Below are 12,695 nucleotides of genomic sequence, written 5' to 3'. Positions count from 1 at the left end.
ACGTGCGGTGTCTCATTATGTGAGACGGGGCGGTTCGAGTGTCGCTTCACCATGATGCGAGGATGGGGGTGTGTCATCGCCGCAGCAGTCCGTGCCACCAGCTCAATCGTCCCACACCGCCGAGGACGGAACCGATACGGGGCGTGTGATCCGTATCCCCCGGCTCGCGCATCTCGGGGTGTTCATTCTGCTGTTCTGCGCGGCGTTCCCGTTCTTCGGCTGGCCCGCGGTGCTGTGGATCCTGTTTCTCATCCCGGCCGCGGTCGCGTGGTGGGTGGAGCGGTCCCGCACCACGGTATCGGCGAGCGGACTCGACCTGCGCACGACCTTCGGCTCCCGGCACCTCGACTGGTCGCAGATCCAGGGACTGCGGATCCCCAAGCGCGGCTGGGTGCGATCGCATCTGAGCGATGACTCCGAGGTGGCTCTGCCGGCGGTGAGCTACGACCGGCTGAAGGATCTGGTCGCGGCATCGGACGGGCGAATTCCGGATCCGTTCGCGCGGCCGGACAAGAGCGCGGCGGACATCGGCGACAAGAACGGCGATCAGGACGGCGTCGAGGCCGAGAGCGCGGAATCCGGCGCAGCGGACAGCCCGTCGGCCGAAGCTGCCGAGAAGCCGGACACCTCCACGGACGGCTGAGCGGGCTCCACTGCAGCTCCGCCACTTCGGCAGATTGTCGCAGCTCTCCCTCGAGTGGGATGTTTCACACTCTCCCGCCAACCTCGAACTCCGGGAACAAATCCGCGCTTTCGCGATGCTGCCCTGACTACGTCCCCACTCGGGGCGCAGTCGCCGCGATCATCGCGTCGCGGTGCGGGTCCGTGGTCGAGACCCCACCCGGTGACGGCCGCTCGGACCGGCTCGACGTGCGTCGTGCTGCCGCGCCACCCCGCAGCCGCACGACCACCCGCCTCCGGTGAGCACGCTCCGGTGGCGGGAGTAACGTTGAAGCGCCGAACAGACACTCTGCTCTTACGAACAGACACCTCTGCCGACGACACCACTCGCCGAAGAGACGCTCCGCACGGTGGCCGACCAGCCCTCGGCCCCGGCCCCGGCGACCCACCGGACGATGAGCACCGACGAGCAGAGCCCTGCCCGAGTAGAGCCGCTCCGGCCACCGCGCCGACCACCGAGGACCTAATTCATGCCACCGCTTCGCTCACGCACCACCACCGCCGGACGCAATGCCGCAGGCGCACGCGCACTCTGGCGGGCCACCGGCCTGACCGACTCCGATTTCGGTAAGCCGATCGTCGCGATCGCGAACTCCTACACCCAATTCGTGCCCGGCCACGTGCATCTGAAGGATGTCGGCGAGATCGTCGCCGACGCGGTGCGCGCCGCCGGTGGTGTGCCGCGCGAATTCCACACCATCGCCGTCGACGACGGGATCGCGATGGGTCACGGCGGCATGCTCTACTCGCTGCCCAGCCGCGAAATCATCGCGGACTCGGTCGAATACATGGTCAACGCGCACACCGCCGACGCGCTGGTGTGTATCTCCAACTGCGACAAGATCACTCCCGGCATGCTGAACGCCGCCATGCGGCTCGACATCCCGACCGTGTTCGTCTCCGGCGGTCCGATGGAGGCAGGCAAGGCCGTGGTCGTCGGCGGCGTGGCGCAGGCGCCCACCGATCTGATCACCGCGATCGCCGCCAGCGCCTCCACCGAGGTCAGCGACGAGGGGCTGAGCGAGGTCGAGCGCAGCGCCTGCCCGACCTGCGGTTCCTGTTCCGGCATGTTCACCGCGAACTCGATGAACTGCCTCACCGAGGCACTGGGCCTGGCCCTGCCCGGCAACGGTTCCACCCTCGCCACCCACGCGGCGCGGCGCGCGCTGTTCGAGCGGGCCGGCCGCACCGTCGTCGAGATCGCCAACCGCTGGTACCGCGACGACGACGAATCCGTCCTGCCGCGAAACGTGGCCAATGCCAAGGCCTTCCGCAACGCGATGGCCCTCGACGTCGCGATGGGCGGTTCCACCAACACGGTGCTGCACACCCTGGCCGCCGCCCAGGAGGGCGAGATCGATTTCGACCTCGCCACCATCGACGAGATCTCGCGCCGGGTGCCCTGCCTGTCGAAGGTCTCCCCCAACTCCGACTACCACATGGAAGATGTGCACCGCGCCGGTGGCATCCCCGCCATCCTGGGCGAACTGCGCCGCGGTGGACTGCTGGAAACCGATGTGACCACCGTGCACACCGCCTCCTTCGACGAGTGGCTCGACACCTGGGACATCCGCTCCGGCAAGGCTTCCGACGAAGCGATCGAACTGTTCCACGCCGCGCCCGGCGGAGTGCGGACCACGGTGCCGTTCTCCACCGAGAACCGCTGGTCCTCGCTGGACACCGATGCCGAGGGCGGGTGCATTCGCGATATCGCGCACGCCTACACCGTCGAGGGCGGGCTGTGCGTGCTGCGGGGCAATATCGCCCTCGACGGCGCCATTCTGAAAACCGCCGGTATCGACGAGGACCTGTTCACCTTCGAAGGACCGGCCGTGGTGCTGGAATCCCAGGAAGACGCGGTCTCGGCGATCCTGGGCAAAAAGATCACCCCCGGCGACGTCGTCGTGATCCGATACGAGGGCCCCGCCGGCGGCCCCGGTATGCAGGAGATGCTGCATCCCACCTCGTTCCTCAAGGGCCTCGGCCTGGGCAAGGTGTGCGCGCTGATCACCGACGGCCGCTTCTCCGGCGGCACCTCCGGCCTGTCCATCGGCCACATCTCCCCCGAGGCGGCCAGCGGCGGCGCCATCGGCCTGATCGAGAACGGCGATCGCATCCGCATCGACGTGCACACCCGCGCGCTCGAGCTGCTGGTCGACGACGAGGTGCTCGCCGAGCGCCGCGCCAAGATGGAGGCGCGGGAGCGGCCGTGGCAGCCGGTCCAGCGTGATCGGCCGATCACCACCGCGCTGCGTGCGTACGCCGCACTCGCGACCTCCGCCGACAAGGGCGCCGTGCGCCGCGTGCCCTAGCTTTTCAACTACGCCGGCAGACGAGAACGGCCGCTCCGATCGGAGCGGCCGTTTCCGTTCGAGGGTCAGTGGGGCGCGGAGTTATCTGCGCAGGTGGTGGCTGACGTCGCCGATGAGGTCCACAGTGACCGCGCGTTGCGCGAATGCCCACTGTCCGGCGGGGCGGTGGAAGCGGTCGTCGTAGCGGCCGCTGACGATGGGTTGCAGCGGTAGGTCGGGGGCGGCCTGCAGGACGGTGAAGTAGGACCTGCCGGTCGCGGTGTCCTCGGCCTCGTCGACCTCGATCACCAGGTTGGTGACCAGGTGTTTCGTGCGAGGAGTGCCGTCGTCGTAGCGGATCACGGTGCCGGACAGCATCTTTTCCACGGCGGCACTGCCCTCGATCATTCCGGTGCTGGACCCGAAGGAGCCCGTGACGAACAGGGCGCCGACACCTGCGAAATCGCCCTGGTCGACCAGGAGGGCGTAGTCGGCGATCAGGCGTTCGATCGCTCGGTAACTCGGTATTGCGGAATCAGGCACGGTTCAGAAGATTCCCACGAACGGGTTGCCGCCGTGCAGGAAAATCCACCCAGCGGCCGCTGCCCCGAGCGCCAGGACCAGGCAGACGAACGAACCCCACGACGGGCGGACGGCCCAGCCGCGGTTGCGGTCGAACGACAGGCGGCCGGGACCGGTGAGGATCAGCGACGCCGCCGCGCCGGCGAGGATCGACTCCAATTCGACCGGGCGGTACTGGAAGTCGGGAGCCATGCCCTGCTTCCACAGCCATGCGGTCGAGATCGAGGCCAAGACGGCGCCGGCCGCGAGCGGAGTGGCCAGACCGAGGATGATCAGCGCGCCGCCACCGACCTCGGACACGGTGAGCATCGCGGTGGACAGCTCGATGTGCTTCCAGCCGCCCTGCTCGAGCATGTGCCGGGTGCCGTCCAAACCGGGACCGTGGAACCAGCCCGCCAGCTTCTGCAGGCCGTGGTAGAGGAAGGTGAGGCCGACGGTCAGGCGCAAACCCAGCAGACCCAGATCCAGTGTGCCGCGGCGGTATTCGCGCGGGCGGCGCAGCCGCTCGGTTTCGCCGTTGGCTCGCGCGGGCGGGATGGTGGCGAAGGCGTAGGTGGGCGCTTCCGAGGCGGCCGGCTCGGCGCCGGGCGGCACGGTGTCAGGATGCTCGGTGCCGGCATGTTCGGTACCGGGTTGCTCGGTACCGGGGTGTGCTGCGCTCGCGGCGGTAGCTCCGGCGGCTGCGGCGCCGGTGGGCTGCGTCCTCTTCGTGGCGCCCGTGTGCTCGGCACCCGCGGACGGTACGTCCGGGTCCAGGCCGAGATCGTCCTCGGTCCGCGGAACATCCTTGCCCACCGCGGGTTTCACCGAGGGGAATTCGCCGGTCGGATTGTCGTAGGGGCTGCCCGCCGTCGGTCCTGAGCCCGACGGCCGCCCCGACGGCTGATTCGATTCCGGTGTTTGATTCGGCTTGTCCGTCACGGGCACAGAGTATGACGCCAAACGCGTGGGCGCGTGGTCTGTTCCCGGCGTGTCAGCCCCGCCCGGCCGGTCCCGCGGCGCGCCTCGCCAGCACGAACCGTAGCCGCCGGGACAGCCCGTGCGGTGTGGTCCGGACCCCTGCGAGCGCGCGCGGCGGTATTTCCGTAACGTTTGGGCAATGAGTGTGGTTGTCGTCGGCCGTGTCGCGTCGATCCTCGCCGTCACCGCCGGCCTGGTGGTCGGCTGTGCTCGCTTCGACGATTCCGCGTCCAAACCGTTCACTCCCGCGCCCACCATCGAACCCGAGGGGCAGGGCCCGACCAGCGAACCGAAGACTCCGCCGCCGACCGGGCAGCGTCCCACCGGGCCGTGTATCGATCCCGATCCCGCGGTCGTGGTGTCGTGCCTGGACACCACCGGCGGGCTGACGGTCCTGCCGGACGGGCAGCAGGCGCTGGTCACCGAACGCACCACCGGCCGCATCCTGAAGGTCACCGCCGTCGATCCGAGCCAGGCGCCACCGCAGCCGCTCGAGGTCACCCGCGTCGATGTCGACGCGGCCGGCGACGGCGGGCTCAGCGATGTCGCGCTCTCACCGAGCTACGGCGAGGACGGCCTGGTCTACGCCTACATCACCACCGCCTCGGACAATCGCGTCGTCCGTATCGGCGCGGGCGGCGATCCGAAGCCGATTCTCACCGGAATTCCCAAGGGCGCCAACGGAAACCACGGCTCGCTCGCTTTCGTCTCACCGACCAAACTGGCGGTGCTGACCGGCGACGCCGGCAATCCGGGTGCGGCGAACGACCCCGGATCGCTGGCGGGCAAATTGCTCGAGCTCGACGATCCGGCGCCGGGTAACGCGAATCCGAAGGTGGTCGCGTCCGGCATCGGCACCGCGGGCGGGGTGTGCCCCGACCACAAGGACACCATCTGGTTCACCGACCGCACCGCCACCGAGGACCGGCTGCAGCGCCTGGGACCCGACGGCGCCGTCGCCACGGCGTGGACCTGGCCGGACAAGCCGGGTGCGGGCGGCTGCGCGGCCGCCGTGGACGGCGTGGCGATCTCGATGTCGGGCGCCAAGGCGCTGGCCTTCGCCGACGCCGATCCGACCACGCATGCGGTAACCACCGCCCCGACGATGGTGGCGCAGGACAAATACGGCTCGCTCGGGGGCGCCGCGCTGGGCGGCGACGGTAACGTCTGGGTGGGTACGGTCAACAAACCCGCCGCCGCGGGACCGCTGGACGACCGCATCGTGCGCATCCCACCGCCCAAGGGCGGCGCGGGCGGCGGACCGGACTAGGCGCACACAGACGAATGCCCGGCCCCACCGGACCGGGCATTCGACACCGTCACACTCAGGCAACGCCGCAGGCGGCGAGCACCAGTTCGCGGACGCGGGCGGCGTCGGCCTGGCCCCGGGTGGCCTTCATGACGTCGCCGACGATCTTGCCAGCGGCCTGGACCTTGCCGGAGCGGATCTTGTCGGCGATGTCCGGGTTGGCGGCCAGAGCCTTGTCGACCTCGGTCTGCAGGGCGGAGTCGTCGGACACCATGCCCAGCCCCTTGGCCTCGACGATCTGTCCCGGATCGCCCTCACCGGCCAGCACGAAGTCGACGACCTGGCGGGCCACCTTGGAGTTGATGGTCTTCGCGTCGACCAGCGCGACCACCTCGGCGACCTGCTTCGGCGTGATCGGCAGATCCTCGAGCGCCACCTCGCGCTCCTTGGCCTGCTCGGTGAGGTAGTTGACCCACCAGGCGCGGGCGGCGTCGACCGTGGTGCCCGCGTCGACGGTGGCGATGATCAGATCCAGCGCACCGGCGTTGATCAGATCGCGGAACACCTCGTCGGACAGACCCCATTCGGCCTGGATGCGGGCGCGGCGCAGCCACGGGTATTCGGGGATGGTGCCGCGCAGCTTCTCGACCCAGTCGGCGTCCGGGGCGATCGGCTCGAGGTCCGGCTCGGGGAAGTAGCGGTAGTCCTCGGCGGTTTCCTTGACGCGGCCCGGGGAGGTGGAGCCGTCGCCCTCGTGGAAGTGGCGGGTCTCCTGGATCACGGTGCCGCCGGAGCTGAGCACCGCGCCCTGGCGGCGCATCTCGTAGCGCACCGCGACCTCGACGCTACGCAGCGAGTTCACGTTCTTGGTCTCGGTGCGCGTGCCGAATACCTCGGCGCCCTTGGCCATCAGCGACACGTTGGCGTCGCAGCGCAGCGAACCCTGCTCCATCTTGACGTCGGAGACGTCGAGCGCCTTCAGCAGATCGCGCAGTGCGGTGACGTAGGCGCGGGCCACCTCGGGGGCGCGTTCACCGGCGCCGGTGATCGGCTTGGTGACGATCTCGATCAGCGGCACGCCGGCCCGGTTGTAGTCCAGCAGCGAATGGCTCGCGCCGTGGATACGGCCGGTGGCGCCGCCCACGTGCAGGGACTTACCGGTGTCCTCCTCCATGTGGGCACGTTCGATGTCGACCCGGAAGACCGAGCCGTCGTCGAGCACCACATCGAGGTAGCCGTCGGTGGCGATCGGCTCGTCGTACTGGCTGATCTGGTAGTTCTTCGGCTGATCCGGGTAGAAGTAGTTCTTGCGCGCGAACCGGCCCCACGGGGTGATCGAGCAGTTCAGCGCCAGGCCGATGCGGATCGCCGACTCGACGGCCTGCTGGTTGACCACCGGCAGCGAACCCGGCAGACCGAGACAGACCGGGCAGACCTGGGTGTTCGGCTCGGCGCCGAAGGCCGTCGGGCACCCGCAGAACATCTTGGTTTCGGTGCCCAGTTCGACGTGCACCTCCATGCCCAGCACCGGCTCGTACCGGTCGATGACGTCGGCATAGTCCATCAAGTCCACCGTGGGTGCAGTCATGTCCATCAGTTTATGTAAGGGTGCCGACGACGCTGCGCCGACCCGGAATCGGAGCAGTCCCACGCGCCCGGCCGCGTGGGACTTCCCCTCCTGACACGATCAGTCGACGGCGATGGCCTCGACGATCGGCATGCGGGCCGCGCGCAGCGACGGCGGAATCGAGCCGAGCAGGGCCAGGACCAGCGCGGCGGCGGCGTAGACCAGCAGCATCGGGCTCGGGCGGTACACCACGTCGATGGTCATCGCGTGACCCATCGCCACGGTGGCCAGATACTGCACGGCCGCGCCGGTCACCAAACCCAATGCGGCACCGGCCAATCCGATACCGGCGGCCTCGGTCAGCACCGTGCGCAACAGGAATCGGCGGCTGGTGCCCATGGCGCGCAGCACGCCGAGTTCGCGGCGGCGTTCCAGGACCGACAGCATCAGCGTATTCAGCAGCGCAGCGGTCGAAACCAGCACCACGATCCACAGAATCGAGCCGGACAGCGACGTACCCTGCTGCACCCCTCGAGATACCGCCGCGAGCGCCTGAGCACCGGTGTCCACGTGCAGGGCGGGCGGCACCACCGCGCGGATCGCGTCGATCACCTGGGCTTTGTCGACGCCGGGCGCGAAGTTGACGCCGAGGATCGTCTCTCCCGGGCGGTCGTACCACTGCCGCAGGACGTCCAGATCCATGAGCACGATGCCCGACAGCGCCGAGAAGTACGGGATCACCCGCAGGACCCGCACGGAATGGACGCCCGTCGGCGTGGGCAGCTCGAGCTGCGCGCCCTCGCCGACATCCAGCGAGCGCGCCACGTCGCGCGAGAGCACGACGCCTTCGCCGGTCGACATCCGTTGCAACACATCGGGTCCCAGATCCGTGAGGACCGACGACCGGATATTGGGCTGATAGGCCTGCAGCATCACCCGATCGCTGCCGACGGTGGCGAAGGCCATCTGCGCCGACCCCACGTCGGCGACGCCGGGAACCCGGCGCACGGTTTCCTTCAGATCCGGCGGAAGGATCGGCCCCGTGGGGAATTCGGCCAGCGAGGTGGGGCTGATGTAGGCGTCGCGGCGACCCAGATCGGAGAACGAGTCCGTCGCCGAATCGACCAGATTGCTCGACGCCCCGCCCATCGCGACGGTCGCGGTGACGCCGATCATCACCGTCATCGCCGTGGCCCACACGCGTCGCGGAGCTCGTTCGATGGTGGTGGCTCCCAGGGCTCCGGGCGCGCCGAAGATCCGGGCGACCCCGGCCGCCAGGCGCACGATCGGCCCCATCGCGGCGAAACACAGGCCGACCGCGCCCGCGATGGACAGCGAGATCGCGGCGAGCGAGGCCCGGCCCAGATCGGCGCGCGCGATGACGACGGCGCCGCCGACCATGGCCAGGCCACCCACCAGCGCACCCCAGCGCAACCACGGACCGACCGAATCGGCCTTCGACACCCCCACCGGCGCCAGCGCCTCGATGGGCTGCACCTTGTAGACCTGGCGGGCGGCGATCGACGCGGCGGCGACGCTGGCCAGCACGCAGGCCGCGATCGCGAACGGAATCGCGTAGCCGGGCACCATGTATTCGGTGCGGGTGTCCACCGCCGCCACCATGGCCGAGGGAATCGTGTCGATCGACATACGCCCGGCGAAGATCCCGACCACCGAACCGATCGCACCGCCGATCAATCCGATGACGGCCGCTTCCACGACGAGATCACGCACCATCGGACGCCGCCGTCCGCCGATCGCGCGCAGCAGCGACAGCGTCGGGCGGCGTTGGGCCACCGCCATACTCATCGCGTTGTAGATCAGGAAGCCCGAAACGATCAGCGCCGCGGCCGAGGCCATCGTGGTGGAGAAGCGCACGAGCTGGATCGCGCCGCTCGCCTGCGCGGTGCGCAGGCTCGGATCGGCCACGACGGCACGGCCGTTCACCAGTGCGGTCAGCGCCGAACGCAGTTGCCCCACATCGGTTCCCGGCTTCGGCACGATCTGGACGGAATCGACCATGCCCGCCCGGCCGGCGAGTTGCTGGGCGACAGGCAGGGTGGCGATGACGATGTGCCCGCTGTTGAGTTTGTGTGAGGTAGCGTCGTCGAGCACTCCGGCCACGGTCACCTGCTGGTTGCCCAGCGTGAAGGTCTCGCCCTCGTGCCGGCCCAGCCCCGCGCCGACGAGGACTCCGCCCGGCACCGACAGCAGTTTCGCCGCCTGCCCGCTCAGCGCCCCGTTCAGATCGCTGCCGAGCGCCGATACCGACGCGTCGGCGCCGATGAGCAGCGTGCGGTCGGCAGGGTTGCCGACCCCGGTGCGGATCATCGGCACCGCGGCCTCGACTCCGGGGACCGCGCGCACCTGCGGCACCAGGTCCTGCCCGAATCCGCTCTCGGTGACGCCGGAGATCTCGAGTTGCGCCTTACCGCCCAGCGCCGAGGTCAGCCGGTCCACCGAGCCGGTCACCGAACCGGAGATGCTGAGCACCGCCACCAGCAGCCCCGCCGATACCCCCATGACCGCCATCGACATGGCGGTGCGGCCCTTGTGAGTGAACAGCTCTCCGATGTTGAACAGCCGCAACCGATCCCAGCCGGCTGTGATCACGCGCGCACCACCTCGTCGCCGTCGCGAACCTCGCCGCGGCGCGCGGACACCAGCTCGTTGGAACCGATTCGCCCGTCCCGCAGCGTGATCACGCGATCGCAGTATTCGACGGCACCCATGTCGTGGGTGACCATCACCACCGAATTGCCCGCGCCGCAGATGTCGCCGAGCAGTTCCAGAATGGCGGCGCCGGTCTTGGAATCCAGATTGCCGGTGGGCTCGTCGGCCAGGATCAGCGGCGGATCCATGATCAGCGCGCGAGCGACGGCCACCCGCTGCATCTGACCGCCGGACAGTTCCGCGGGGCGATGCTCGGCGCGATCGGCCAGGCCCACGCGGTCGAGCAGTTCCAGCGCCCGCGGCTTGGCCTTGCGCAATCCGTTGCCGTCCAGCAGTTTCGGCACCGCGACGTTCTCCCACGCCGAGAGCGTCGGCAGCAGGTTGAAGAACTGGAAGACGAAACCCACGCGGTGGCGGCGGAACTCGGATTGCCGGTTGTCGTCGAGGGAGCCGATCTCGTCGCCCTGGAAGGTGATGGAACCCGAATCCGGTGAATCCAATGCGCCGAGCAGATGCAGCAGGGTGCTCTTACCGGATCCGGACGGGCCGATGATCGAGGTGAATTCCCCCGCCTCGATGCGCAGACTGATGGTGTCGAGAGCGCGAACCCGCTGTTCACCCACCCGGTATTCCTTGACGACGTCGGTCAATTCCAACATGGCGGTCGTCCCACCCTCTTTCTGCTGTCGGTTGCGGTGACGGCGCGGGTTCGACTGCGCCGCAACCGGGTCGGATCGTCGCTCAGCGTGCCAGGGCCGGCTCGCGATGCCAATGCCGGACCTCGTGCGCGTCGAGTACGGCACGCAGTACGGGTTGTTCCGCGGCCAGTTCCAGATAGGCCTCGCCCGGCGACTGGCCCTGCAGCTGGGCCTGGTCGAGCTTGGCGTGCAGATGGTTGTCCCACCGATACCGCAGGGCGGCAAGCACTCCGGCGGGTCCGCCGAAGAGCCGATCGCAGTCGGGCAGGTCGTAGAACAGTCCCGGGGTGGCCGGATCGACGGCCGCGCGGGCGAGCACCTCGTGCAGGATGTCGGTACGAGCGTGCTGGTCTTGCCAAGTCATCGCACCCATCTCCTCGGGCCGGGTGTCCGGGCCTTTCGCCGGACACTGTGCGACTCACGCTACGGACGCCGCCCGGCGGATACGTCGTGCCGCAGACGAGACTTCGGGTCCTACCACGGTAGGAGCGCGGGCCCTTTCCGGGAACGATGCAGCGACCACCCGTCGGCGACTAGCCTGACTGTTATGGACCTGACCAGCGCAGACGACCGTGCGAAGGTATCGCCGCACGCGCCTCGGCGCCCGGGCCGGACCCGCCTGGCACTGGGGCGGGTCGCGCGTCGTCTCCTGGACCTCGTGCACGATCCGGCCGGTACGCTGCGGCGGCGGGTCGAGGAGATGTCCTACGGCTATCCCGTCTCGGTGGTCGTCACCGCGGATATCGCGGTCGTGGTGGCGGCGGTCGCGGCCGCGGCGCTGCGCAGCCAGTACTTCTCGACCGGGGTGCCCTTCCTCGCGGTGGCGCTGTTGTTCGCCTGCTATCCGCTGCTGTTCTTGTTCGACCTGCCGCCGAAACCGGCCGTGTTCGGCCTGTCCGCGCTCACCGCCCAGGCGCTGTTCCTGCTGCAGCCGGTCTCACCCGATTGTTCTCCGCTGGTGTTGACCGTGATGGTCGGGATGATCGGGGCGATCGCGCCGAAACGGGTCAGCCTGTTCTGGATGATCGCCGCCGTCGCGGAGATCGTCGTCTTCTACGCCCTGGGGTCCGCCGAGCTGGTGCAGGTGTACGTGGTCGCGATCGTGCTGGGCTGGATGGTCGGACTGATGCTGCAATTCCAGCGGCAGTCACTCGATCAGGAGCGCGAGAATCAGGCGATTCGCTCCGCGCAGGCGGCCGACGACGAACGCCGCCGGATCGCCCGCGAGGTCCACGACGTGATCGCCCACTCCCTCAGCGTCACACTGCTGCACCTGACCGCGGCCCGGCACGCACTGGAGACCGATCGCGATGTCGACGAGGCCATCGACGCACTCGGCGATGCCGAACGGCTCGGCCGCCAGGCGATGGCCGATATCCGGCACACCGTCGGCCTGCTCGATCAGCGCCCGTCCGCGATGACCCCCGAACCGGGTCTCGAGGACATCGCCGATCTGGTCGCCGATTTCGTCGGCGCCGGGCTGTCGGTGACCTACCACCTCACCGGCGACACCGCGGCGGTGTCCGCGTCGACGGGTCTGGCGCTGTACCGGATCAGTCAGGAATCGCTGTCGAATATCGCCAAGCACGCGCCGGGTGCGCAAGCGTCCCTCGATATCGCCGTGACTCCCGCCGAAGTGACCGTGCGCGTGCGCAATACGCTGCCGCAGGGCCCGGCGCCGCGCACCGGCCGCGGAATGGGGATCAACGGCATGCGTCAGCGCACGACGACCCTGAACGGCAATCTGTCGGCCGGCCGATCGGGCGAGTACTGGCAGGTGCGCGCCCGCATCCCGCTCGCTCCCGACGAGGTGTGCCCGGTGAGCGGACTCGACGATCCCCTGACGAAGGTGCGTGACGCGATCACCTCGCTCACCCGCAAACGCCAGGAGGAGCGGTGAGATATGCCGGCGCGTCCGCCAACCCGTCCGTCCGGGTGCGGGTGTCCCGCAGGGCACCGGGATCGGTGAGACATACCCGCGCCGACCGGGTGCG

The 12,695-nt window shown here is 69.2% G+C and carries 10 protein-coding genes; 4 read left to right on the top strand and 6 right to left on the bottom strand.

What is annotated here, in order from left to right:
* Window positions 1-70: 70 nt before the first annotated feature.
* Both ACPCUW_RS11845 and ilvD read left to right on the top strand, forming a co-directional pair.
* Complete coding sequence (locus ACPCUW_RS11845; protein ID WP_423424760.1) at window positions 71-643, top strand: PH domain-containing protein; 573 nt, start codon at window positions 71-73, stop codon at window positions 641-643.
* A gap of 508 nt (window positions 644-1,151) precedes the next feature.
* Window positions 1,152-2,993, top strand: coding sequence for a dihydroxy-acid dehydratase (gene ilvD, locus ACPCUW_RS11840; protein ID WP_423424759.1), 1,842 nt, complete (start codon window positions 1,152-1,154; stop codon window positions 2,991-2,993).
* Between the two features lie 81 nt (window positions 2,994-3,074).
* Here the strand turns inward: ilvD and ACPCUW_RS11835 are convergent, their stop codons facing one another.
* Both ACPCUW_RS11835 and ACPCUW_RS11830 read right to left on the bottom strand, forming a co-directional pair.
* Entirely contained in the window at window positions 3,075-3,515 is a 441-nt protein-coding gene (locus tag ACPCUW_RS11835) for a nuclear transport factor 2 family protein (RefSeq protein ID WP_423424758.1), read from the bottom strand.
* Between the two features lie 3 nt (window positions 3,516-3,518).
* On the bottom strand, window positions 3,519-4,475 hold the full coding sequence (locus ACPCUW_RS11830) for a DoxX family protein (RefSeq protein WP_423424756.1): 957 nt from the start codon (window positions 4,473-4,475) through the stop codon (window positions 3,519-3,521).
* A 178-nt stretch (window positions 4,476-4,653) separates the two neighbouring features.
* Here ACPCUW_RS11830 and ACPCUW_RS11825 point away from each other — a divergent pair, with 178 nt between their 5' ends.
* Complete coding sequence (locus ACPCUW_RS11825; protein WP_423424755.1) at window positions 4,654-5,784, top strand: PQQ-dependent sugar dehydrogenase; 1,131 nt, start codon at window positions 4,654-4,656, stop codon at window positions 5,782-5,784.
* A gap of 55 nt (window positions 5,785-5,839) precedes the next feature.
* Here ACPCUW_RS11825 and gatB read toward each other — a convergent pair whose 3' ends face one another.
* The 4 genes from gatB to ACPCUW_RS11805 all read right to left on the bottom strand — a co-directional run bounded on the left by gatB (window position 5,840) and on the right by ACPCUW_RS11805 (window position 11,065).
* A complete protein-coding gene (gene gatB, locus ACPCUW_RS11820; RefSeq protein ID WP_423424753.1) occupies window positions 5,840-7,357 on the bottom strand; it encodes an Asp-tRNA(Asn)/Glu-tRNA(Gln) amidotransferase subunit GatB in 1,518 nt (505 codons plus the stop codon).
* Between the two features lie 93 nt (window positions 7,358-7,450).
* On the bottom strand, window positions 7,451-9,943 hold the full coding sequence (locus ACPCUW_RS11815; RefSeq protein WP_423424751.1) for an FtsX-like permease family protein: 2,493 nt from the start codon (window positions 9,941-9,943) through the stop codon (window positions 7,451-7,453).
* Window positions 9,940-10,662, bottom strand: a complete 723-nt coding sequence (locus ACPCUW_RS11810; RefSeq protein WP_423424749.1) for an ABC transporter ATP-binding protein — start codon at window positions 10,660-10,662, stop codon at window positions 9,940-9,942. The genes ACPCUW_RS11815 and ACPCUW_RS11810 overlap by 4 nt, the downstream gene beginning before the upstream one ends.
* Before the next feature lie 82 nt (window positions 10,663-10,744).
* Window positions 10,745-11,065 (bottom strand): hypothetical protein, encoded by a 321-nt coding sequence (locus ACPCUW_RS11805; protein WP_051755193.1) that lies wholly within the window; start codon window positions 11,063-11,065, stop codon window positions 10,745-10,747.
* 183 nt (window positions 11,066-11,248) lie between these two features.
* On the opposite strand from ACPCUW_RS11805, the gene ACPCUW_RS11800 reads away from it, so the two are divergent.
* Window positions 11,249-12,601, top strand: coding sequence for a sensor histidine kinase (locus ACPCUW_RS11800; protein WP_423424748.1), 1,353 nt, complete (start codon window positions 11,249-11,251; stop codon window positions 12,599-12,601).
* Window positions 12,602-12,695: the final 94 nt, after the last annotated feature.

Origin of the sequence: Nocardia sp. AB354, assembly GCF_049538315.1 — a bacterium.
Lineage (GTDB): Bacteria > Actinomycetota > Actinomycetes > Mycobacteriales > Mycobacteriaceae > Nocardia > Nocardia nova.
Note: the sequence above shows the minus strand (reverse complement) of the source record. Positions and strands in the feature narration are given on the sequence as shown.